We start from the raw sequence: 23,700 nt of genomic DNA, 5'->3' as shown, positions 1-23,700 counted from the left end.
CACTGTGGCTAGCGGTTGAACCGCTCGACCAGGGCGCGCAACCCGGAAGAGATGCTTTCGAGTTCCCGGCCACGGGTGACTGCAGCGTTGGCATTGCCCGCTGTCTTTTGCACCGTGGCGGCAACGTTATTGATCTGCTGTGAAACTTCCTCGGCGACGTGGGATTGTTCCTGTGAGGCAGCAGCCATTTGCTGACTCATACCGGTAATACGCTCCACCGCGTGGCGAATACCTTGCAGCGCCTGCTGCGCCTCAAGTACTTGCTGCACGCCCTGCTCGGCCTCGTGAATGCCCAGGCTCGCGATCTCGACCGCCTCATCGGCGCCGGCCCGCAGGTTCTGGATGATGCCCTGGATCTGCTGGGTCGACTCCCGCGTCTTGCCCGCCAGGGCGCGCACCTCGTCGGCCACCACGGCAAAGCCACGGCCCTGCTCGCCGGCGCGGGCCGCTTCAATGGCCGCGTTGAGGGCCAGCAGGTTGGTCTGGTCGGCGATTGCCTGGATCATGCTCGCGGCCACCTGGATTTGCTGGGTCTGCCCGGCCAGGTTGCCCACCGCCTGGTTGATCTGGGTGACGGTGCCGGCCAGCAGCTGGATCGCCTCGCGGGACGTGCCGGCCACCTGGCTGCCCTGCTCGGCGAGGGTGTTGGCGGTGTGAGCTTCGCTGGCGGTTTGCTGCACGTGCACCGCCACTTCGGCGATGGACGCAGCCATCTCGGTCATGGCGGCGGCGGTCATGTCGGTCTCGGCGCGCTGTTCCAGCAACGCCGATTCGGTGGTGCTCGACAACACGCTGGAATGGGCGGCTGCTTCGGCCATCTGGTTGGCCAGGTCGCTGAGGCGCGTCAGGGCGGTTTTAAGTCGCGCCTCTTCGCTGATCAGGATCATTTCGAGCTGCGCGGTCGGCCCCAGCGCGTCGCTGTAGGTCATGGCGCTGATGGGGTCGGAAAAGGTATTGGGCGTGTTCTGCACAATCTGCTTGAGCTGCAGCCCCAAGCGTTGATGCCCCCAGACGCCCAGGCCGAGAAACAAGCCGACAGTCAACGCCTGGGCCCATACACCCGGAACCCATTGGAAGGCGGCGACACTGGCAACGGCAGCCGCCAGTGGCAACGCCATGGCCCGGGACACAGACGCCACACGCCGCACCGGCGAGACCGCCGCACCACCTGCCTGCAACCGCGCGTACAGCGCCTCTGCGCGGCGCACCTGTTCGCGGGTGGGCTTGACCCGAACCGACTCGTAGCCCGTCAGCCGCCCGTCTTCGAGAATCGGCGTCACATAGGCGCTGACCCAATAATAGTTGCCGTTCTTGCAGCGGTTCTTCACCACGCCCATCCAGCTCTGCCCGGCCTTGAGGTAGCTCCACATCAGCTGGAACACGGCGGGCGGCATGTCCGGGTGGCGCACCAGGTTGTGGGTGCTGCCGATCAGCTCGGCCTGGGTAAAGCCGCTCATGGCGGCAAACTCGGCGTTGCAGTAGGTTATATGGCTGTTGACGTCAGTTGCGGAAATTAGCCGTTGCTGCTCCCCAAAAGTCTGTTCAACAGCAGTGACCGGCAAATTGAGACGCACGTTAAAGCTCCATGGACAGCATTCGATCGCCCTCTCGACCACCGGGTAGGCAGGACAGGCGGATTCGTATTTCCAGTCGGGCTGCGCCGTCGATCGGCTGATTGGCCGCAAAGGTACGCAAACCCACGATTTTGCACAGCAATTCATCATCCATTCAGTGATGATCAACTAGGCTTGAATTCGGGTATCCGGCACGTGAGGCGCAATGAAGCGTGGCACTGACGAGCGACATTTCAGTCCCTGCCAGGCGTCCGTTTTATGGGCACATTTATGAGAGTAAGGAGAGAGCAATGATTTCCTGTTTCATAAACCTGCCTTCTGAAACGAGACCACCAAATACTTGTCCTAGATGCCGATTCTACGAATTACATCACATTTTGCAAGAAAAGGTGATGGTACATGCGGTTGTCTAATTTTAAGATTTATCGTTAAGTTCTTGATTCTAAATGGGAATTGAGCGATGCACATTTCAAGTTTGGGTCCAGCCATCAGACGTTACCGCAAGGTCGCAGGGCTTACTCAGGCTGAACTAGGTGAAAAAACCGGTTTTGACCCTAAAACCATCAGCCGCTTCGAAACCGGCACCTATACACCCAGCGTCGAGGCACTGTTCTTGTTCGCAGAGGCGCTGGGAGTGAAGCTGAAAGTCTTTTTCGCAGACCTGGTCGACGAGGAGGAACAGCGCGCTTATCTGTTCGGTGTCATTCACAAAGCCACCCCGAAGGATCTGGGAAAGCTGATCGCAGCGGTAGACCAGGCCTTGTCCAAGCCTTAGAGCTCGCAACACACGTGCACGCAATAAAAAGAGCAGACAGCCAGATTGACTGTCTGCTCTTTGCTTGATGACTCCTGACATGAACTGACAGGACAGCCCCTTAGACTAGGGACTGAGCCGCGCCATTGCTGCGTCATTCCACGGAGTCATCATGAATAGCATTGCCCATTACTTTTTGTTGTACGTCGACAGCCCGGCCACCAGCGCCAACCTCTACAGCCGGCTGCTGGACAAGCCGCCGGTGGAGCTGGGGCCGACCTTTGCGCTGTTCATCCTCGACAACGGGGTGAAACTCGGCCTGTGGTCGCGCCATACCGTGGAGCCTGCGGCCCAAGCCTCGGTTGGCGGTAGCGAGGCGGGTTTCTGCGTCGCTGATATCGCAACGGTCGACGATTTGCACACACGCTGGGTGCAACTCGGGATGAGCATCATCCAGTCACCGGTCGAGGCGGACTTCGGCTACACCTTTGTCGCCCAGGACCCCGACGGTCACCGCCTGCGGGTGTTCACCGTGAACCCGTAACGGCTTGCGGCGCCAGCGCCCTTCGAGGCTGATGGCGCCGACACTGGCCAGCACGATCAGGCCACCCAGCACCACGCGCAGCGAAACCTGCTCGCCCAGCAGCGTGGCGGCCATCACCATCGCCACCGGCGGCACCAGGTACAACGCCACTGACGCGCGGCTGACCTCGACATGCCGCAACACATAGGCCCAGGCCAGGTACGCCAGGGCGCTGGGAAAGGCGCCGAGCAACAACACCGCCCAGTTGGCTTGGGTTGATGATTGCGACACCACCGCCGGCAAACCCGGCAAATACACACACAACAGCAAGGTGCCCGACCACACGGTGTAGCACACCGTGGTCAGCGGGCTGTAGCGCCGGGAATAGTGTTTCTGGATGGTGAAATAAAGGCTCCACGACAACGCCGCCAGCAGGATCATCAGTCCACGGGGATCAATCTGCCCCAGGCCATGCTCGCCCCAGATCACCACCAGCACCCCGCTCAAGCCCAGCAGCACGCAACCCCAGCGCCAGCCGGTAACTCGCTCCTTCAAGCCGAAAAACGCCACCAGCACCGTAAATAGCGGAACCGACTGCGCCAGCACACTGGAGGCAGCGGCCGTGACAAATTGCTGGCCGAAATTGATCGTCAGGTGATGCAGGAAAATCCCGAAGAAGCCCAGCACCAGCAACCACGGCAGGTCCCGCAGACGTGGCCGCTCGATCCTCATGACCAACGCGACGCCGGCCATCAATACCGAAGCAATCAGGAACCGTCCCAAGGCCAACTGGCCAGGGCTGTAGCTGTGCAAGGCCAGATGCACGCCAATCGGCGAATACGCCCAACAGAGGATGACGCTGGCAGTGACTAGCGTAAGCTTTACAGGTGACGGGGCTTTCATGAACGGCGTCCAGCAGTGGGAATGCCGTCAGTCTTGGCCCCGGCAAGGCGCAGGACAATTAACCGTTTCTGACTTCTGTAATCACTGGAACTGAGCGATGGAACTGGCCCAACTGAAAATGGTGAAAGCCGTGGCACAAACCGGCAGCGTGGCCCAGGCCGCCCTGCAACTGCACTGCGTGCCGTCCAACATCACCACACGCATCAAGCAACTGGAAAGCGAGTTGGGTACCCCGCTGTTCATTCGCGCCGGGCGCGGGTTGGCGATCAGTGCCGCAGGGGAAGTGTTTCTCGACTACTGCGAGCGCATCCTCGCGCTGGTGGAAGAGTCCAAGCGTGCCGTCGACAGCAACGCGATTCCCCGCGGCAAGCTGCGCATCGGCGCAGTGGAATCCAGCGCCAGTGGCCGCCTGCCGCCGCTGCTGGCCGAATACCATCGACGTTATCCACAAGTGGAGCTGGAACTGGTGACCGGTGCCTGGGCGCAGTTACTCGATGACCTGCAACATCACCGCATCGACGCCGCGCTGGTGGCCGCCGGCGGCAAACGCCCGAAGCTCGAACAAAGCGTGGTCTACAGCGAGCGCCTGGTGCTGATTACCAGCGCCTCCAGCGCACCCATCGAGGACGCCCGGGACCTGGCCGGCCGCACGCTGCTGGTGTGGCCGCCCGGCTGCCCGTATCGCGCCGCCCTGGAGAACTGGCTCAAGCCCCACGACATCAAGCCTGCCATCGCAAGTTATGCCAGTTGGGGCACGATCATTGGCTGCGTCAGCGCGGGGATTGGCGTGGCACTGGCGCCGGAAGGCATCCTGGCGCGCTACGAGCAGGCCAACCAATTGACGTCCTACCGCTTCGACGAATTGGCGGCGGTGGATAACCTGCTGTTCTGGCACAAGGACACCCAACGCCACCTGGCGCGGGATGCCTTTGCGGGGCTGTTGCGGGAGACTTTCGGCTAACCGGTTTTCGCCCCGCTACGCGCGGGCGCAGCAGCATCTTCAGCCTTTTGCGGGGACCAGCCTGGCGTACTGGTCCTGGCTGATCCAGCCCTTGGAAGAGCGGCCTTCGCCATTGATGAACTCGACCTGTGCCCAGCCATCCTTAAACGCCAGTACCGCGACCACATCGTCCTTGACCACGTAGGCACGATGGCTGGCCTTGGCGTCCGGGGTCTTCTGCAGGAAGGCCTTGTCGGACGAAACGGTCACCAGGCCAATCCATTTCTTGGCAGCGGTTTGGGTCAGGTCCAGGCCGGTGGCAATTTCCGGCATCAACACGTTGATGCAGCCGGGATGTTCGCGGCCCTTCTCCACGGTCAGCATCACACCGTCCGAGGAAGCCGCGACGGTACCCGGATAGGCCTCATCCAGCCATGTCGACACCGATGCCTTCGCACCGTCGACCTTGCCCTGCAGGAAGAACGTGCACGAGCGGGTCACGCCCTCGCCCATTTCCTCGGCATAAAACCCCTCCACCTGATGCTCGGGCGTCACGGCCAGCATCAGCCCTTCGTACTTGCCCGAGTGCAGCGTAGCGGCAAACGTCGGCGCACCTGCAGCAACACACACGAAAGAGGCAACCAGCAATCGGGACACGCAACGTTTGAACGGCATTCTATTTTTTCCCTTCAAGTGCTTCGTAGGCTTTTTTGATGCGTTGGTCATAGTCGCCATAATCCTTGCCGTTATAGTTCAGCGCCATGGCGGCGTAATCCTTGTTCTTCATGGCCTTGACCAGGGCCGGGCTCTGGCTGCAAAAACCGAGGAAGGCCTTTAGTTGATGCCCGGCATTAATCTTCATGGCCACCACAAATTCAAACACCGTTTTATAACCGCATGCCGTGAAGTTGGAGCCCATTATCTGAAACATGCCCCAGGAGGCCGACTTCAAGGCCGCTTCCTGATCCAGCGCAAAGGCGGTGGCCATGGTTTCCCAGGCCTTGGTCTGGTCCTTGTTATTGGCCTTCCACTGGGGCCCGGCCTTCTTCACGTAGGGGTACGACAACAGCGGGTGAGTCTGGTCGTATTTACTCTTGGTGTACTTGCGAAAATGGTGCCCTTCAAAGGCGATCACCGGCAACTTGGCCGGGCCGAACCCGGAGCGCCCGCCCGACTCCACCGTGGCGAAGGCCTTGATGATATTGACCGAAATCCCGTTACCCAACTGCGTGGCAGCGTTCTGGAAGTCCGTATCCGTCAGCGTCGTACCGCCGTCGCACGTGGCCTGGAGCATCATCTGCCGGTTGCGCCGCTCAGCCTCGATCATTGCCCGCATGCGGTCCAGATAGTGGTCGACCGTGGCCTGGACCATGTCCGCGCCGGTGTTGCCGAACACATTGAGGAACGTCGGAATACGCAGGGTCGGGTTCGGCTTGACCGGCACCTTCACCGCCTCTTCGATCAGGCTATTGAAGGTGCGCCCGGTGGGGTCGATAACACCATCGGGATGCGCGTATTTGAGGTGGCGGAACTGATACTGGCTGATGCACTGCACCAACTGGCCGTCGCATTTGCCATTTTCCGCCAGGGGGAAACCCAACTTGGGAATGATCAAGTTGAATAAATACTGGATGCATTGAACATCGGCGGGCAAGTTGCGGGCTTTGCCCGGCGCACCGACGGAAGCGCTGATGAGAGTGGGCAACCCTTGCAGGCTTTTCATTACTGACATCCTTGTTAGTTGGAGTAGATGAGCCATAAAGCGCCATCACTTTAATATCATCCATGTGCCACTGACATATTTAGAAATATGTCGCTGGCGCAAACTAACAAGGCGAATTTGGCTTGTCCAGCGCAAGGTTTAAGGATGTGAGCAATCCCTCACTGACGTCGTCCCTGGGAATAATTTTTAAACGGACTGGGCACTTTGCCACTACCTGCGCTACTGTCTGTTTCGCAGGATGCATTGTCGTCCTGACATCTAACAATGACGTCCAGGGACTGACATGAAATCGACCTTTATTGCCTGTGCCATCAGCGGATTGCTCTTCGTCTCGCCAAACACCCACGCAGAAGATTTTGCGGGCTACTTGCTCAAGGCGGTAACGCCAAAAGGTCCGCAATGGCAAACCAAAAACGATGACGAGATGGCATCAGCGTTCGCGAATGCCGGGGTAAAACGATACAAGTGGTCTGCCGACACCGGAAAAGACGAGATCACCCTGTTTGTGTTGCCGGGCCAGAATCAACCGCCAAGCGCGGCCCGTGATTCCGATACCCGGGCCGCCGAGAAGAACTGCAAAACACATATCAGCCAGACTGACATGGGAGATACCAGCACCCCGTATATGGGCTGGTCGGTGATCTGCACACAGGCGAACGGCAACGTCATGACCTTGAGGCATTTTGCCTATCAATTGGGGGGCGACACGTACAAGGTTTCCAGGACCTGGAGAGAAATGCCTTCAGAACAAACCGTTGCACAATGGAGCGCAACGCTCGCCAGCATCGCCGACCACATCAACAGCACTAAGCCGTGACACAGGAGGTGCCCATGCGTTGGCTAATCGTGGTATCGACTGTCCTGCTGCTGTTCGGCTGTGCATCCAAACCGCCTGTGGCGCCGCCGGACCTGTCCCGCCCGTCGATCGCCGAGACAAAGTCGGTGGTGTTTGCAGGGAAAACATACGTCCTGAAATACCAGGCCCGGGGCAACGTTCCGCTCTGGGAGTATTTCCTCGCACCAGAAAGCGTCAACGCCTGGAGCGAACTGGTGGATTTTCGCCTCGCGCCGCCCCAGACCACCGGCAACGAGCCCCGGGATCTTGCCAACCTGACCGCACAGGCCCACAAACAGGAATACCCCAACCTTCCGGTGGAGATGTTTTCAGACGAGAAAACCGATGCGATCTACGTGCTGCTGTTTTATCCGACCTCCACACGCAAGGACGGCAGCTTCTTTGAGTTCAATATCTTCAAATACTACAAGGACAACGGGACCGGCCAAATCATCAGCTTCCACTTTGCCAAGAACATCCCGTCCGACACGCCTGCCGCACGACAGGAGTTGCCCGGGCACATGACGAGGTTGCGCGCAGAAGTGATTCCGGCCATGGGAGAGTTCCCGCTGTACCGTCAGTAACCCTGATGAGCGAACAGCAGAAATCGCTTCGCAGATGACGATTGTCAGCGAAGGGCTTCATAAAAGTATTTTTTGAATCAAGGAGGGTTGCGTTATGGAGGCAACCCCACCAGCCACACCCCGGCACACAATGTTCCCGCTGTGGCTGCTGCCTTCCGGCTCTGACCAGGTTCACGGGTAATCGTTGCGGGGGGACCGATGGGGTCACCATAACGACGCTCGCCTCTCGGCAAGCCGCGCCATTGTACCGATCTCATCGGAAGTTACAACCGTTGGCGTGGGATTAAAAATATCTGATGGTTCAAGTACTTGGCTGCAGGAGCAAGCTTGCTCCTACAAAAGCACGACCTCGTCCGCCCGACCGCCCTCTTGCTGGATCACCAGGTGAATGAAGTGCAGCTTGGCAATCACCGCCGGCGGCAGGACGAACGGATAGAAATCCGGCTGGCCCATGCTGCGGGACAGTTCGTTGAGCATACCGGCCAGTTCGATCCACGCATTGACGAATGACAGGAACGCCGTGCCGCCGGGATGCCCGGGGTCGTAGAGGGTGCTGAGGGGGAACGGCTGGTAATCCAGGTCCATCTCCCGGGCGCTCATGCCGAAGCCCAGCGCGGTGTCGACGGCGTCCATCATGTGCAGGTAATGCGCCCAGGTTTCCGCCCAGTCTTCCCACGGGTGCATGGTGGCGTAGGCGCTGACGCAGGTTTGCTGCCAGTCCGGGCGCGGGCCGTTCTGGTAGTGCTGCTCCAGGGCGTCGGCGTAGCTGGCGCGCTCGTCACCGAACAGCGTTCGGAACGGCTCCAGCCAATGGCTGTTGGCGATCAGGCGGTCCCAGTAGTAATGGCCGACCTCGTGACGGAAGTGACCGAGCAAGGTGCGGTAAGGCTCGTGCATCTGTACGCGAATTTTCTCACGGTGGGCGTCGTCGGCTTCCTTGATGTCGAGGGTGATCAGGCCATTGGCGTGGCCGGTGGTGGGCGCGTTGCCTTCCAGGTCGATGCCGACAAAATCGAAGGCCAGGCCGGTGTCTTCATCGACCGTCTTGGGAATCACCTGCAAGCCCAGGCTGATGAGTTGGGCCACCAGACGACGCTTGGCGGTTTCGACCTTGCGCCAGCGTTCGGGGTTTTCGGGGATCGACAGGTCGGGAATGGTGCGGTTCAGGCTGCAGGCCACGCACAAGGCCTGGCCGTTGTCGGCGGGCAGCAGCCAGTTGCAGGCGGCCGGCGTGTCGAGGTTGGCGCAGCGGCGAAAGGCACCGGCTTCAGGGTCGGCGTCCAGCAGCCAGGTATCGGCATACGGGCCGGGCTGCAGGGAGGACAGGCGACTCTGCTCCGGCTGATAGCCCAGCAGCGCCGAGCAGGCCAGGCACTGGCTGTTGCGAAAGAACAGCGATTGCCCACAGCGGCACTGCCAGACCTTGCTGTTGCGCGAGGTCTCGGCCATGAACGGTGCGGCGATGCGCGAACTGAGTTGTTCGAAGAAGCGGTACATGGCGATCTCTCCGGGAGGCTTGCCAATACTAGAGCATTGCCCGAGAGAGATCGTTCCCACGCTCTGCGTGGGAATGCATCCTGTGACGCTCCGCGTCGCAACTTTAGAGCGGACGCAGAGCGTCCAGGGCGGCGTTCCCACGCAGGGCGTGGGAACGATCATCAGACTGTGATGTTGTGCTTGGCCAAAAATGCCACGAACGCCTCTTCATCCAGCACTTTCAAGCCCAGCTCGGTGGCCTTGGCCAGCTTCGAACCCGCGCCCGGCCCGGCGACCACGCAATGGGTTTTCGCCGACACCGAGCCCGCGACCTTGGCGCCCAGGCTTTCGAGTTTTTCCTTGGCAACATCGCGGCTCATCAGTTCCAGGGAGCCGGTGAGCACCCAGGTGTGACCGGCCTCGGGCAAGCCTTCGACGACTTTCTTCTCACTCTGCCAGTGCATGCCGAAGTCCTTGAGCTGTTGCTCGATGGCCAGCGCACGCCGGGCGTTTTCTTCAATATCAAAAAAGTCCCGGACGGCCTTGGCCTGCTTCTCCGGCAACGCCTGGCGCATGTCGAGCCAGTCGGCCTTGATCACGCCTTCGAGGGAGCCAAACTTGTCCGCCAGCTTCTGCGCGGCGCCCGGCCCTACGGACGGTACGTGCAGCTTGTCGAGCAAGCCGCCCAACGTGGTGCTGGCCGCAAACTCGGCGCTCAGGTCGCCCTGCTCCTGCAACTCCAGGCCGCACTCGTCCTTCGAGATCAGGGCGCCAATCACATCCTGGTTATGGCTGTCTTCAAAGAAGCTGTGAATCTCGTGGGCCACTTCCAGGCCAACGTCCGGCAAGTACGTCAGCACTTCCGGCAAGGCCTGCTGCACGCGCTCCAGGGATGCCAGCGAGCGCGCCAGCACCTTGGCCGTCTCCTCGCCCACATCGGGAATGCCCAGAGCGTAGATAAACCGTGCGAGGGTTGGCGTCTTGCTGTTTTCAATAGAGGCAATCAGCTTCTTGCTGGAAACGTCGGCAAAACCTTCCAGGTCGATGATCTGTTCGTACTTGAGCTTGTAGAGATCCGCCGGCGAGCCGATGAGTTTTTCGTCCACCAGTTGCTCGATGGTCTTGTCGCCCAGGCCATCGATGTCCATGGCCCGGCGCGAGACGAAATGGATGATCGCCTGCTTGAGCTGCGCACCGCAGGCCAGGCGCCCGACGCAGCGGTACACCGCGCCTTCGCTGACGGTTTCCTTGCCCTTGCTGCGCTTGACCAGTTGCGTGCGCTCAACGTGGGAGCCGCACACCGGGCAGCTCTCGGGGATCTGCACCGCGCGGGCGTTTTCCGGGCGGCGCTCGGTCACCACCGATACCACTTGGGGAATCACATCACCGGCACGGCGGATGATCACCGTGTCGCCGATCATCAGGCCCAGGCGTGCCACCTCGTCCATGTTGTGCAGTGTGGCGTTGGACACGGTCACACCCGCGACCTTGACAGGTTTCAAGCGTGCCACGGGTGTCACAGCGCCGGTGCGGCCGACCTGGAATTCAACGTCAAGCAGCTCGGTCAGCTCTTCCATGGCCGGGAATTTATGGGCAATTGCCCAGCGCGGCTCGCGGGCACGAAAGCCCAGCTCCCGCTGGTAGGCAATGCTGTTGACCTTGAACACCACGCCGTCGATTTCATAGGGCAAGGCGTTGCGGCGCTCACCGATATCGCGGTAGTAGTCGAGGCAATCCTGAATCCCCTTGGCCAGCTTCAGCTCATGGCTGATGGGCATGCCCCACTTCTTCAGCTGTTGCAGGTTGCCGATGTGGGTGTCGCTGATATCCGTGGTCACGCCATAGCAGCAGAATTCCAGCGGACGGCTGGCGGTGATCTTCGAGTCCAGCTGACGCAGGCTACCCGCCGCCGCGTTGCGCGGGTTGGCGAAAGTCTTGCCGCCAACTTCCAGCTGGGTGGCGTTCAGCCGCTCGAAACCGGCCTTGGACATGAATACTTCGCCGCGCACTTCGAGGGTCGCCGGCCAGCCGGTGCCGTGCAGTTTCAAAGGAATGTTGCGCACGGTACGCACGTTGACGCTGATGTCTTCGCCAGTGGTGCCATCGCCACGGGTGGCGCCACGCACCAGCTCACCGTCCTGATACAGCAGGCTGACCGCCAGGCCATCGAGCTTCGGCTCACAGCTGTACTCCACCGCTGCGCCACCGCCAAACAGGTCGCCCACGGGCAGGTCCAGGCCTTCAGTGACCCGGCGATCGAATTCCAGCATGGTGCTTTCATCAAAGGCGTTGCCGAGGCTGAGCATCGGGATTTCGTGGCGTACCTGAGTGAACGCAGACAATGCCGCACTGCCGACCCGCTGCGTCGGTGAATCACGGGTTACCAGCTCCGGGTGCTCGGCTTCAAGCGCCTTGAGCTCGTGGAACAAACGGTCGTACTCGGCGTCCGGAATGCTCGGCTCGTCGAGGACGTGGTAACGGTAGTTGTGCTGATCCAGTTCAGCGCGCAGTTCGAGGATGCGGGTGTGGGCGGCGGTCATGGGTGTTCTCTCATAAAGCAAAAGAGCAGCCGAAGCTGCTCAATATGTTAGTGCATGGATTCTACAGGCAACGCTTAAGCTTGGACCTTAGCGCTTCTGTGTCAGGGCACGACGCTCGAACTCGACGATGCGCTGACGGTAATGCTCGATGGTCTGGGCGGTCAGGACACTGCGTTGATCGTCCTTGAGTTCGCCGTTGAGTTCCTGGGACAGCTTGCGAGCTGCCGCCACCATCACGTCGAACGCTTGTTTCGGGTGACGCGGGCCTGGCAAGCCGAGGAAGAAGCTCACCGCCGGAGTGCTGAAATGGTCGATGTCGTCCAGATCGAAGATGCCCGGCTTGACCGCATTGGCCATGGAGAACAGGACTTCGCCGTTGCCGGCCATGCTTTCGTGGCGATGGAAAATATCCATCTCGCCAAAGCGCAGACCGCTTTCCAGAATATTCTGCAGCAGGGCCGGGCCCTTGAAGCCGGCGGCGTCACGGCAGATCACGCTGATCACCAGCACCTCTTCGGCAGCCGGCTGGTCCTTGACGGATTCTTTATGGGCGCTCTTGGCCGGGGACTCATCCGGGAAGTCGTCATCACGGCTGCTGAAGCTCGGGCCTTCTTCCAGGTCCAGGTTCAGGTCGCCCTGGGATGGCTCGCTGGCCGCGCTGCGCTTGCCGCGCTTGGGTTCACGGGCTTCACGCACCGGTGCGCTCATCGACGGCAGGTCGTGTTCGTCCAGGTGCGGCTCTTTATGGTTATCCAGGACACGTGGAGGCCCCAGCAGCTCGGCGCTGCCGTCGTCGTCCGGCAAATTGGACAGGTTGCGGTCCAGGCGAAATTTCAACTTGCCCTTGCCGCCACGCATCCGGCGCCAGCCATCAAAAAGAATACCGGCAATGACAATAATGCCGATGACGATCAGCCACTCGCGCAGACCGATTTCCATGTAATCCCGTGCCTCTAATAAAAAATGCTGAAAAATAAGGGGTTTAGCACCGTGCAAACCGCTTTAAAACGTGGCGCCAACTCTATGTTCTGAATGACGTTTTGCCCACGCATACGAAAATTTGACATTAAACTAGCACGACCAAAGATAACTTTACACCGTCTGTCAAAATGCCTTGAACAAATATGTCCATTTGCCACTTTTCCCAGACCGGTAAATCACCTTACGTCCTGCTGAAAATCCTCCTTCGACCTGCGGCTCAGGATTCCACCAGCGCCATCGCCTCTTCGACATCCACCGCCACCAATCGCGAACAGCCCGGCTCGTGCATCGTCACGCCCATCAATTGATCGGCCATTTCCATGGCGATCTTGTTGTGGGTGATATAGATGAACTGCACCGTCTGGGACATCTCTTTAACCAGTCGGGCGTACCGTCCAACGTTAGCGTCATCCAGCGGGGCGTCAACTTCGTCGAGCATGCAAAACGGCGCCGGGTTCAACTTGAAGATCGCAAATACCAGGGCCAATGCGGTCAGTGCCTTCTCGCCACCAGACAACAAATGGATGGTGCTGTTCTTCTTGCCCGGAGGCCGCGCCATGATCGTTACCCCTGTATCGAGTAGATCTTCGCCCGTCAGTTCCAAGTAAGCGCTGCCACCACCGAAAACTTTCGGGAATAACGCCTGTAAACCGCCATTAATCTGATCAAAGGTATCTTTGAAGCGATTACGGGTTTCCTTGTCGATCTTGCGGATCACGTTCTCCAGGGTGTCCAGCGCTTCGACAAGATCGGCGTTCTGCGCATCCAGATAACGTTTGCGCTCGGACTGCTGCTGGTACTCGTCGATGGCCGCGAGGTTGATCGCGCCGAGTCGTTGAATGCGCGCGGCAATCCGCTCAAGTTCTTCTTCGGCTTCTTTCTCGTTGGCCTGGGCGGTCAGGGTATTGAGCACGCCGTGCAGGTCGTAGCCGTCTTCCAGCAACTGGTCTTGCAGGGTTTTGCGGCGCACCGTCAGGGCCTGCCATTCCATGCGCTGCTGTTCGAGCTGGCCCCGGATCAGTTGCGACTGTTGCTCGGCCTGGGTCCGGCGTTTTTCTGCGTCGCGCAGTTCGCGGTCGGCGTCTTCCAGGGCGATCTGGGCGGTCTTGAGCTCTTCGTCGACGGTCATGCGCTTGTCGAGCAACTCTTCAAGCTTCAGGCGCAGCTCTTCCAGCGGGGCCTCGCCCTCCTCCAGGTTGAGGCTCAGTTGCTCGCGTTTTTCGGTCAGGCGTTCGGACTGCATTTCCAGGCGCTCAAGGGCCTGGCGCGTGGAGTCGTGCTGCGCCCGCAGGGAGCCGAGGCGCACGGCCAATTGATGGGCGTGATCCTTGTGCTGGCGAGCTTCCTGGCGCACCCGGTCGAGGCGCTCGCGCAAGCTGTCGCGCTGGGCCAGCAGCAACTCGCGCTGCTCGGTGTCCAGGGCCATGCTGTCGAGGGCTTCCTGCAATTGCAGGCGTGCTTCGCCGACTTGTTCGTGTTCGAGGGCGCGTTGCTCGCCCATCTCGGCCACTTCTTCGTCGAGCCGGGTGCGGCGCAGGGTCAGTTGCTCGACCTTGGCCTTGCTCGCCGAGAGCTGGGCTTTCAATTCGCCCTGCTGGCGCGCTTCGTCCTGCAATAGCCGGCGCAGGTGTTCGCGGCCGGTCTCTTGCTGGCGCTGGGTGGCGCGCAGGGTTTGCAGCTGGTTTTCCAGGGACTCAAGTGTGGCTTCGCGCTCTTCGCGCTCGGCGGTCAGGTTGACGATTTCCTGGCCACGGGCCAATACGCCGCTTTCCGCTTCGCTGGCGCGCCGTACCCGCAAAAAGTGCCGGCCGACCCAGAAGCCATCACGGCTGATCAGGCTTTGCCCGGCGGCCAGTTGCCCGCGCAGGGCCAGGGCCTGCTCAAGGCTGTCGACCGGTTTGACCTGGCCGAGCCAGGGCGACAGGTCAATCGCCGCCTCCACTTTATCCAGCAGGCTGCCCGGCACGCGAGTGCCGTCCGACGCCGGGCTGAGCAAACGCAGATCGCCCTGGGCAAAACCCGCCAGGTCAAACCCGCCAAAATCATCCACCAGCACCGCTTGCAGGTCGGCGCCGAGCACGGTTTCCACCGCCAGCTCCCAACCGGCTTCAACCTTCAGGCCTTCGGCCAGGCGCGGACGCTCGGCCAGGTGTTGGTCACGCAGCCATTCAGCCGTGCCGGTGCCCGGGTCAAGCGCCGCTTGCTGCAAGGCTTCCAGGGAAGCCAACCGGCCGTTGAGCCGCTGCAAATCGCCCTGGGCCTGCTGCTGTGCCTGGGTCGCCTGCTGCAGTTGCTGACGCAATTGCTCGAGGCGCTCCACTTGTTGTTCTTCGCTGGCTTCCAGCTCTTCCAGCGTCATTTCGCTTTCGGCGAGTTTCTCGCTCAGTTCGAGGATCGCTGCATCTTCCGGGTCGGCAGCGAGCAGCACGCGCTCTTCCACCAGGCGCCGCTGACGCTCGGCCAGGCGCTCCATGCTGGTTTCCAGTTGCTGGATGCGTGACTGCTGCACCTCAGCCTGGCGGCGCGGCTCGGCAGATTGCAGGTTGAACGTGTCCCACTGCTCCTGCCAGGCGTGCATGGTGGTTTCGGATTCTTCCAGGGCCGCAGCGGCTTCCTCGGCAGCGGCGCTGGTGACTTCCTGCTCGGGAGTGAGCATGTCCAGCTCCTCCCCAAGGGTCAGCAGCAAGGTGCGGTCGTGGCCCAGGTGCGATTCGGTTTCCAGGCGCGCACGCTCGGCTTCTTTCAAGTCGTCCTGCAACTGGCGCAAACGCTGCTGGCCGTGCTGGATGCTCTGCTCGACCCGGGCGATATCGCCGCCCACCGAATAGAAGCGCCCCTGCACCAGATTGAAGCGCTCGGACAGGTCATGGTGACCGTCCCGCAGGCGTTCGATGCTGGCGTCGGCATTGCGCTGCTCGGCCACCAGGGCTTCGAAGCTGATTTCCTGGGTGCCGATGATTGCTTCGCGCTGGCCCACCTGGTCATTCAACGCCTGCCAGCGCAGGGCCGACAGTTGCGCCTTGAGCTGACGCTCCTCGCCCTTGTATTCCTGATACTTCTCGGCGGCCTGGGCCTGGCGGTGCAGGCGCTCCAGCTGGCGCTCCAGCTCTTCACGCAGGTCAGTCAGGCGGGCAAGGTTTTCATGGGTACGGCGGATACGGTTTTCGGTCTCGCGGCGGCGCTCCTTGTACTTGGAGATGCCGGCCGCTTCCTCGATAAAGTTACGCAGGTCTTCGGGCTTGGCTTCGATCAGCTTGGAGATCATCCCCTGTTCGATGATCGAATAGCTGCGCGGGCCCAGGCCGGTACCGAGGAAGATGTCGGTGATGTCCCGGCGGCGACACTTGGTGCCGTTGAGGAAGTAGCTGTTCTGGCTGTCGCGGGTCACTTTGCGGCGAATGGAGATTTCCGCATAGGCCGCGTACTCGCCCACCAGGGTGCCGTCGGAATTGTCGAACACCAGTTCGATGCTGGCCTGGCTCACCGGCTTGCGGCTGGTGGAGCCGTTGAAGATGACGTCGGTCATCGACTCGCCACGCAGGTTTTTTGCGGAGCTCTCGCCCATCACCCAGCGTACGGCGTCGATGATGTTCGACTTGCCGCAGCCATTGGGCCCGACCACTGCCGCCATGTTACTGGGGAAGTTCACCGTGGTCGGGTCGACGAAGGATTTGAACCCCGCCAGTTTGATGCACTTGAGCCGCACGCTTAGGCTTCCGCCAACGCAGCAATGACCAGCGAGCAACTGCGCTCGCCGTAGGCCGAGAGCACCAGGCGAATCTGCGGCAGGTCACGGGCCAGCACGGCGGCGAGCAATTGCTCGAACAGCACCAGGTACTCGCTCATGGACGCCTTGCGCTGATCCAGCGCCAGGTAATAGGCGCGGTTCATCGCCGGCTGCAGGTTCTCGACGGTTTCCTGCAGGTACGGGTTGTTGGCGAACGGATAGGCGGCACGCATCACGTTGAAGCTCTCTTCGACGAAGGCGCGGATGTCCTGGCGTTCGAAGCTGGCGATCAGGCGCTGCTGGATTTGCACGAACGGCGCCATGTCGGCCTGGGTCTGCCAGCCGGCGGCGACCGCATTGCCCAGCAGGATGTACAGCTCGCCCATCAGCGTGCACAGGCTTTGCACCTTGTGGGCAGTCAGCTCGGTGACGTGGGCGCCACGGCGCGGCAGGATCGCAATCAGGTGCCGGCGCTCGAGGATCAGCAAGGCTTCGCGCACGGAACCACGACTGACATTCAGCGCCAGTGTGACCTTCTGCTCCTGGATCCGCTCCCCAGGCTTGAGATCGCCGCGAATGATACGTTCGGCGAGGTGGTGAGCGATTTGCTCGGCAAGACTATCCGGCGCCTTGAACGTCATGTTTTCCCTTCAAAATCTTCTATCGGTACAAGCGCGGCAGTGTAGCGCACTTGCCGGTTGATGGCGTACGGCCCACAGAGCGGAATTTGGCATGAAATAAGCAGCCATTAAAGTCCAGAAGCCCCCAAAAACGGCGGTTCCAGAGAACTGGACCATAATTAAGGATGTTGATATCGCATTTTCTTGACCTTTCGGTCAGAAAATCGTTGACCGAAAAGTCAGACATGACTAGATTCGGCGCAAAGCGGTTAACAACAATAATGAGTCTGCGAGGCCTTCCGTGATCCAGTTTTTACTAAACCAGGAGCTCCGTAGCGAACACGCCCTGGACCCGAACCTGACCGTGCTCAACTATTTGCGTGAGCACCTGGGCAAATCCGGCACCAAGGAAGGCTGCGCCAGCGGCGACTGTGGCGCCTGCACCGTGGTAGTCGGCGAGTTGCACACCGACGATCAGGGCGCCGAGCAGATTCGCTATCGCAGCCTCAATTCGTGCCTGACGTTTGTCTCGTCCCTGCACGGTAAACAACTGATCAGCGTCGAAGACCTCAAGCACCAGGGCCAACTCCACAGCGTGCAACAGGCCATGGTGGAGTGCCACGGCTCGCAATGCGGCTTCTGCACCCCGGGCTTTGTGATGTCGCTGTTCGCCCTGCAAAAGAACAGTGATGCACCCGACAGCCAAAAGGCCCACGAAGCCCTGGCTGGCAACCTCTGCCGCTGCACCGGCTATCGCCCGATTCTTGCCGCCGCCGAACAGGCCTGCTGCAACAAGCCCCAGGACCAGTTCGACAGTCGCCAGGCCGACACCATCGCCCGCCTGAAAGCCATCGCCCCGACGCAAACCGGCGAGTTGAACAGCGGCGACAAACGCTGCCTGGTGCCGCTGACCGTCGCCGACCTGGCGGACCTTTACGACGCTTATCCACAAGCCCGGCTGTTGGCCGGTGGCACCGACCTGGCGCTGGAAGTTACCCAGTTCCACCGCACGCTGCCGGTGATGATCTACGTCGGCAATATCGAAGAAATGAAGCGCATCGAAAGCTTCGACGACCGCCTGGAAATCGGCGCCGCCGCCTCACTCTCCGACTGCTACAGCGCACTCAACAACGAATACCCGGATTTCGGCGAATTGCTCCACCGTTTCGCCTCGTTGCAGATCCGCAACCAGGGCACCCTGGGCGGCAATATCGGCAATGCCTCGCCCATCGGTGACTCGCCGCCACTGCTGATCGCCCTCGGCGCGCAGATCGTGCTGTGCAAGGGCAACACCCGCCGTACCCTGGCGCTGGAAGACTATTTCATCGACTACCGCGTCACTGCCCGCCAGGACAGCGAATTCATCGAGAAAATCATCGTGCCCAAAGGCGTGCCGCTGTTCCGTGCCTACAAGGTTTCCAAGCGCCTGGACGATGACATCTCTGCCGTCTGCGCGGCCTTCAACCTGAAGATCACTAACGGTGTGATCGACGATGCCCGCGTGGCGTTCGGCGGCATGGCCGCCACCCCGAAACGCGCGAAGAACTGCGAAGCCGTACTGAACGGCGCCACCTGGAATTCCGCCACCGTGGAAAAAGCCTGCGCGGCCCTGGCCGAGGATTTCACCCCGCTGTCGGACTTCCGCGCCAGCAAGGAATACCGCCTGCTCAGCGCACAGAACCTGCTGCGCAAATACTTCATCGAACTGCAAACGCCGCACATCGAGACTCGGGTGACCGCTTATGTCTAACCATCACGCCGTGGAAAAATCCCAGGCCGAACTCGCCGAACTGTTTGCCAAGGACCTGACCAGCGGCGTCGGTCGCAGCGTCAAGCACGACAGCGCCGCCAAGCATGTCTCGGGCGAAGCGCAGTACATCGATGACCGCCTGGAATTTCCCAACCAGTTGCACCTCTACGCACGCATGTCGGACCGCGCCCACGCGAAGATCCTTAGCATCGACACCGCGCCCTGCTACGCCTTTGAAGGCGTGCGCATCGTCATCACCCACGAAGACGTGCCGGGTCTGAAAGACATCGGCCCGTTGATGCCCGGCGACCCGTTGCTGGCCATCGACACCGTGCAGTTCGTCGGCCAGGTGGTGCTGGCCGTCGCCGCCCGCGACCTGGAAACCGCACGCAAGGCGGCGATGGCCGCTGTGATCGAATACGAAGACCTGGAGCCGGTGCTGGACGTGGTCGAGGCGTTTCGCAAAAAACATTTCGTGCTCGACAGCCACACCCACCAGCGCGGTGATTCGGCGGGCGCACTGGCGACCGCGAAGAACCGTATCCAGGGCACCCTGCACATCGGCGGTCAGGAACACTTCTACCTGGAAACCCAGATCTCCTCGGTGATGCCCACCGAAGACGGCGGCATGATCGTCTACTGCTCCACGCAAAACCCCACCGAAGTACAGAAGCTGGTGGCCGAAGTACTCGACGTATCGATGAACAAAATCGTGGTCGACATGCGCCGCATGGGCGGTGGTTTTGGCGGCAAGGAAACCCAGGCCGCCAGCCCGGCATGCCTGTGTGCGGTGGTCGCACGCCTCACCGGCCAGCCGACCAAAATGCGCCTGCCGCGTGTCGAAGACATGCTGATGACCGGCAAGCGCCACCCGTTCTATATCGAGTACGACGTAGGCTTCGACGACAGTGGCCGGCTGCACGGCATCAACCTGGACCTGGCGGGCAACTGCGGTTGCTCACCGGACCTGTCGAACTCGATTGTCGATCGCGCAATGTTCCACTCCGACAACTCGTATTACCTGGGCGACGCCACTGTCAACGGCCACCGCTGCAAGACCAACACCGCCTCCAACACCGCTTACCGTGGCTTCGGCGGCCCCCAAGGCATGGTCGCCATCGAAGAAGTGATGGACGCGATTGCCCGACACCTGGCCCTCGACCCGCTGGCCGTGCGCAAGGCCAACTACTACGGCAAGACCGAGCGCAACGTCACCCACTACTACCAGACCGTCGAGCACAACATGCTCGAAGAGATGACCGCCGAACTCGAACAAAGCAGCCAGTATTTCGAGCGCCGCGAAGCGATCCGTCGCTACAACGCCAACAGCCCGATCCTGAAAAAAGGCCTGGCCCTGACGCCGGTAAAATTCGGCATTTCCTTCACCGCCAGTTTCCTCAACCAGGCCGGTGCGCTGATCCACATCTACACCGACGGCAGCATCCACCTGAACCACGGCGGCACCGAGATGGGCCAGGGGTTGAACATCAAGGTCGCGCAGGTAGTGGCCGAGATTTTCCAGGTGGAAATCGACCGCGTGCAGATCACCGCCACCAACACCGACAAGGTGCCCAACACCTCGCCGACGGCGGCTTCCAGCGGCGCCGACCTGAACGGCAAGGCCGCACAGAATGCCGCCGAAACCATCAAGCAGCGCCTGGTGGAGTTTGCCGCGCGCAAATATGAAGTCAGCGAGGCCGACGTTGAATTCCACAACGGGCATGTGCGGGTCCGCGATCACATCCTGACCTTTGAAGCGCTGATCCAGCAGGCGTATTTCGCCCAGGTGTCGCTCTCCAGCACGGGCTTCTACAAGACCCCGAAAATCTTCTACGACCGCAGCCAGGCACGTGGGCGGCCGTTCTACTACTTCGCGTTCGGCGCGGCCTGTTGCGAGGTGATCGTCGACACGCTGACCGGCGAGTACAAGATGCTGCGCACCGACATCCTGCATGACGTGGGCGCCTCGCTGAACCCGGCCATCGACATCGGCCAGGTCGAAGGCGGCTTCATCCAGGGCATGGGTTGGCTGACCATGGAAGAGCTGGTGTGGAATAACAAGGGCAAGCTGATGACCAACGGCCCGGCCAGCTACAAGATCCCGGCGGTGGCCGACATGCCGCTGGACCTGCGGGTGAAGCTGGTGGAAAACCGCAAGAACCCGGAAGACACGGTGTTCCATTCCAAGGCCGTGGGTGAGCCGCCGTTCATGCTCGGTATTGCCTCGTGGTGTGCGATCAAGGACGCCGTGGCGAGCCTGGGTGACTATCGCCATCAGCCGAAGATCGATGCACCGGCGACGCCGGAGCGGGTGTTGTGGGGCTGTGAGCAGATGCGCCAACTGACCGCTGCAAAAGCTGTGGAAACGGAAACCGAGCTGGCTTCGCTTTAGACCGAGGCGCTGCCATCGCGGGCAAGCCCGGCTCCCACATTTTGATGTGTGAACCCAATCAAATGTGGGAGCGGGCTTGCTCGCGAAGGCGGTCGAACTGACAACAGAGATGTTGAGGTAAACATGAACAACTGGATCAGCGCCCTCGCCGACCTGCAGAACCAGGGCGAGCCCTGCGTGCTGGTGACCATCATCGAAGAGCTCGGCTCCACGCCGCGCAACGCCGGTTCGAAGATGGTGATCAGCGCCGCCCACACCTTCGACACCATCGGTGGCGGGCACCTGGAATACAAGGCGATGCAGATCGCCCGGGACATGCTTGTGCGCGGCCAGCAAAACACCCACCTGGAGCGCTTCAGCCTCGGCGCCAGCCTGGGCCAGTGCTGCGGCGGCGTGACGGTGCTGTTGTTCGAACCCATGGGCAAGGTGCAGGCGCAGATCGCGGTGTTCGGCGCCGGCCACGTGGGCCGCGCGCTGGTGCCGTTGCTGGCCAGCCTGCCGTGCCGGGTGCGCTGGATCGATTCCCGGGAACAGGAATTCCCGGAACACATCCCCCAAGGCGTGCGTAAAATCGTCAGCGAAGAGCCGGTGGATGAAATCGACCACTTGCCTGTGGGCAGTTACTGCATCGTCATGACCCACAACCACGCGCTGGACCTGGAGCTGACCGCCGCCCTGCTCAAGCGCAATGACTTCACCTACTTCGGCCTGATCGGCTCGAAGACCAAACGCGTCAAGTTTGAACACCGCCTGCGGGATCGCGGTTTCGACACCGCGCAACTGCAACGCATGCATTGCCCGATGGGGCTGACCGAGGTCAAAGGCAAACTGCCTGTGGAAATCGCCATCTCCATCGCCGGCGAAATCATCGCCACCTATAACGCCAACTTCGGCCAGCACACTGCGAGCGCCGAACCCATTGCCAAACTGCTGCCGGTATCCCGCCGCAGCCAAGCGACTAACTGAGACGACCATGCCTTTGACACGCAAAGCCTACCGTGCCGCCATTTTGCACAGCATCGCCGACCCTGCCGAAGTGGGGATCGAAGCCTCCTACGAATATTTCGAGGACGGCCTGCTGGTGATCGACAACGGCCAGATCAGCGCCCTGGGCCATGCCAGCGACTTGCTCGCCAGCCTGCCCGCCGACATCGAAGTCACCCATTACCAGGACGCGCTGATCACCCCCGGCCTGATCGACACCCACATCCACCTGCCGCAGACCGGCATGGTCGGTGCCTATGGCGAGCAGTTGCTGGACTGGCTCAACACCTACACCTTCCCGTGTGAAAGCCAGTTCGCCGACAAGGCCCACGCCGAAGAAGTCGCGGATATTTTCATCAAGGAACTGCTGCGCAACGGCACCACCACCGCGCTGGTATTTGGCAGCGTGCACCCGCAGTCAGTGAACTCGTTTTTTGAAGCGGCCGAGAAGCTCGACCTGCGGATGATCGCCGGCAAGGTAATGATGGACCGCAACGCGCCGGACTATTTGACCGACACCGCCGAATCCGGCTACGCGGAGAGCAAGGCGCTGATCGAGCGCTGGCACGGCAAGGGCCGTTTGCACTACGCGGTGACGCCACGTTTCGCACCGACCAGTACACCTGAACAACTGACCCTCGCCGGGCAGCTGCTGGGGGAATACCCGGACCTCTACATGCAGACTCACATCAGTGAAAACCTGCAGGAAGTGGAATGGGTGAAAGAACTGTTCCCGGAACGCAAGGGTTACCTGGACGTGTACGACCATTACAAACTGCTGGGTGAACGCTCGGTGTTCGCCCACGGTGTGCACCTGTGCGACGACGAATGCGCGCGGTTGGCAGAAGCCGGTTCGGCAGTCGCGTTCTGCCCGACGTCGAACTTCTTCCTGGGCAGCGGTTTGTTCAACCTGCCGATGGCCGAGAAGCACAAGCTGAATGTCGGCCTGGGTACGGACGTCGGCGGTGGCACCAGCTTCTCGCTGCTGCAAACCCTGAACGAAGCGTACAAGGTGATGCAACTGCAAGGGGCGCGCTTGAGTCCGTTCAAGTCGTTGTACCTGGCGACCCTGGGTGGTGCGCGGGCGCTGCGTCTGGAAGACAAGATTGGCACGCTGCAACCCGGCACTGACGCGGACTTCCTGGTACTGGATTACAACGCCACCCCGCTGCTCAGCTATCGCCTGAAGCAGGCCAATAACATCGCCGAGACGTTGTTTGTGTTGATGACACTGGGGGATGACCGGGCGGTGTTGCAGACGTATGCGGCGGGGCAATTGGTGCATCAACGCTGATTTAACAGGTACAACAAAACAAATGTGGGAGCGGGCTTGCTCGCGAAGGCGGTGTGTCAGTCACTGGATGTGCTGACTGATCCACCGCCTTCGCGAGCAA

Annotated in this window: 19 protein-coding genes and 1 other RNA gene; 9 read left to right on the top strand and 11 right to left on the bottom strand. The window is 60.9% G+C overall.

What is annotated here, in order from left to right; genetic code table 11:
* Positions 1–8: 8 nt before the first annotated feature.
* Complete coding sequence (locus tag V6607_RS08480) at positions 9–1,574, bottom strand: PAS domain-containing methyl-accepting chemotaxis protein (protein ID WP_003219059.1); 1,566 nt, start codon at positions 1,572–1,574, stop codon at positions 9–11.
* Between the two features lies 1 nt (position 1,575).
* Positions 1,576–1,728 carry a hypothetical protein gene (locus V6607_RS08475; RefSeq protein WP_157222851.1) on the bottom strand — a complete coding sequence of 51 codons (153 nt, stop codon included), beginning with the start codon at positions 1,726–1,728 and terminating at the stop codon, positions 1,576–1,578.
* 306 nt (positions 1,729–2,034) lie between these two features.
* On the opposite strand from V6607_RS08475, the gene V6607_RS08470 reads away from it, so the two are divergent.
* Together V6607_RS08470 and V6607_RS08465 are read left to right on the top strand one after the other, a co-directional pair.
* Positions 2,035–2,349, top strand: coding sequence for a helix-turn-helix transcriptional regulator (locus tag V6607_RS08470; RefSeq protein ID WP_003219061.1), 315 nt, complete (start codon positions 2,035–2,037; stop codon positions 2,347–2,349).
* Positions 2,350–2,500: 151 nt separating this feature from the next.
* A complete protein-coding gene (locus V6607_RS08465; protein WP_003219063.1) occupies positions 2,501–2,872 on the top strand; it encodes a VOC family protein in 372 nt (123 codons plus the stop codon).
* Here the strand turns inward: V6607_RS08465 and V6607_RS08460 are convergent.
* On the bottom strand, positions 2,786–3,754 hold the full coding sequence (locus V6607_RS08460; RefSeq protein WP_102368374.1) for a DMT family transporter: 969 nt from the start codon (positions 3,752–3,754) through the stop codon (positions 2,786–2,788). The genes V6607_RS08465 and V6607_RS08460 overlap by 87 nt on opposite strands.
* A gap of 97 nt (positions 3,755–3,851) precedes the next feature.
* Here V6607_RS08460 and V6607_RS08455 point away from each other — a divergent pair, with 97 nt between their 5' ends.
* Positions 3,852–4,715: a LysR substrate-binding domain-containing protein gene (locus V6607_RS08455; RefSeq protein ID WP_003219067.1), complete on the top strand. Its 864-nt coding sequence runs from the start codon at positions 3,852–3,854 to the stop codon at positions 4,713–4,715.
* 39 nt (positions 4,716–4,754) lie between these two features.
* Here V6607_RS08455 and V6607_RS08450 read toward each other — a convergent pair whose 3' ends face one another.
* On the bottom strand, positions 4,755–5,369 hold the full coding sequence (locus tag V6607_RS08450; RefSeq protein ID WP_134325950.1) for a hypothetical protein: 615 nt from the start codon (positions 5,367–5,369) through the stop codon (positions 4,755–4,757).
* A 1-nt stretch (position 5,370) separates the two neighbouring features.
* Positions 5,371–6,417: an N-acetylmuramidase family protein gene (locus tag V6607_RS08445; RefSeq protein ID WP_087694832.1), complete on the bottom strand. Its 1,047-nt coding sequence runs from the start codon at positions 6,415–6,417 to the stop codon at positions 5,371–5,373.
* A 283-nt stretch (positions 6,418–6,700) separates the two neighbouring features.
* Between V6607_RS08445 and V6607_RS08440 the strand changes: the two genes are divergently transcribed.
* Both V6607_RS08440 and V6607_RS08435 read left to right on the top strand, forming a co-directional pair.
* The gene (locus V6607_RS08440) at positions 6,701–7,234 is read left to right on the top strand and encodes a hypothetical protein (protein WP_003219072.1); all 534 of its coding nucleotides are present in this window, start codon (positions 6,701–6,703) and stop codon (positions 7,232–7,234) included.
* A 14-nt stretch (positions 7,235–7,248) separates the two neighbouring features.
* Positions 7,249–7,836 (top strand): hypothetical protein, encoded by a 588-nt coding sequence (locus V6607_RS08435; protein WP_134325949.1) that lies wholly within the window; start codon positions 7,249–7,251, stop codon positions 7,834–7,836.
* 104 nt (positions 7,837–7,940) lie between these two features.
* Here the strand turns inward: V6607_RS08435 and ffs are convergent.
* The 6 genes from ffs to V6607_RS08405 all read right to left on the bottom strand — a co-directional run bounded on the left by ffs (position 7,941) and on the right by V6607_RS08405 (position 17,201).
* Positions 7,941–8,037: signal recognition particle sRNA small type (gene ffs / locus V6607_RS08430), an RNA gene on the bottom strand.
* 132 nt (positions 8,038–8,169) lie between these two features.
* Positions 8,170–9,333 carry a putative zinc-binding metallopeptidase gene (locus tag V6607_RS08425; protein ID WP_134325948.1) on the bottom strand — a complete coding sequence of 388 codons (1,164 nt, stop codon included), beginning with the start codon at positions 9,331–9,333 and terminating at the stop codon, positions 8,170–8,172.
* Positions 9,334–9,494: 161 nt separating this feature from the next.
* On the bottom strand, positions 9,495–11,852 hold the full coding sequence (gene ligA, locus V6607_RS08420; protein WP_008437559.1) for an NAD-dependent DNA ligase LigA: 2,358 nt from the start codon (positions 11,850–11,852) through the stop codon (positions 9,495–9,497).
* Between the two features lie 87 nt (positions 11,853–11,939).
* On the bottom strand, positions 11,940–12,791 hold the full coding sequence (gene zipA, locus V6607_RS08415) for a cell division protein ZipA (protein WP_003219080.1): 852 nt from the start codon (positions 12,789–12,791) through the stop codon (positions 11,940–11,942).
* A 259-nt stretch (positions 12,792–13,050) separates the two neighbouring features.
* Positions 13,051–16,539 carry a chromosome segregation protein SMC gene (gene smc, locus V6607_RS08410; protein WP_134325947.1) on the bottom strand — a complete coding sequence of 1,163 codons (3,489 nt, stop codon included), beginning with the start codon at positions 16,537–16,539 and terminating at the stop codon, positions 13,051–13,053.
* 2 nt (positions 16,540–16,541) lie between these two features.
* Positions 16,542–17,201: a GntR family transcriptional regulator gene (locus tag V6607_RS08405; protein WP_003219085.1), complete on the bottom strand. Its 660-nt coding sequence runs from the start codon at positions 17,199–17,201 to the stop codon at positions 16,542–16,544.
* A 280-nt stretch (positions 17,202–17,481) separates the two neighbouring features.
* Here V6607_RS08405 and xdhA point away from each other — a divergent pair, with 280 nt between their 5' ends.
* The 4 genes from xdhA to guaD all read left to right on the top strand — a co-directional run bounded on the left by xdhA (position 17,482) and on the right by guaD (position 23,600).
* Positions 17,482–18,930 (top strand): xanthine dehydrogenase small subunit, encoded by a 1,449-nt coding sequence (gene xdhA, locus V6607_RS08400; protein ID WP_134325946.1) that lies wholly within the window; start codon positions 17,482–17,484, stop codon positions 18,928–18,930.
* Entirely contained in the window at positions 18,923–21,322 is a 2,400-nt protein-coding gene (gene xdhB / locus V6607_RS08395) for a xanthine dehydrogenase molybdopterin binding subunit (protein WP_003219089.1), read from the top strand. Before xdhA ends, xdhB begins: the two co-directional genes overlap by 8 nt.
* A 123-nt stretch (positions 21,323–21,445) precedes the next feature.
* On the top strand, positions 21,446–22,288 hold the full coding sequence (gene xdhC / locus V6607_RS08390; protein WP_134325945.1) for a xanthine dehydrogenase accessory protein XdhC: 843 nt from the start codon (positions 21,446–21,448) through the stop codon (positions 22,286–22,288).
* A 7-nt stretch (positions 22,289–22,295) separates the two neighbouring features.
* Positions 22,296–23,600: a guanine deaminase gene (gene guaD, locus V6607_RS08385; protein ID WP_003219093.1), complete on the top strand. Its 1,305-nt coding sequence runs from the start codon at positions 22,296–22,298 to the stop codon at positions 23,598–23,600.
* The last annotated feature ends 100 nt before the right edge of the window (positions 23,601–23,700 follow it).

The organism is Pseudomonas sp. KK18 (genome assembly GCF_037094675.1).
In the GTDB taxonomy this organism is placed as follows: Bacteria; Pseudomonadota; Gammaproteobacteria; order Pseudomonadales; family Pseudomonadaceae; genus Aquipseudomonas.
The sequence above is the reverse complement of the archived record's forward strand: the minus strand, read 5'-3'. Positions and strand labels throughout refer to the sequence as shown.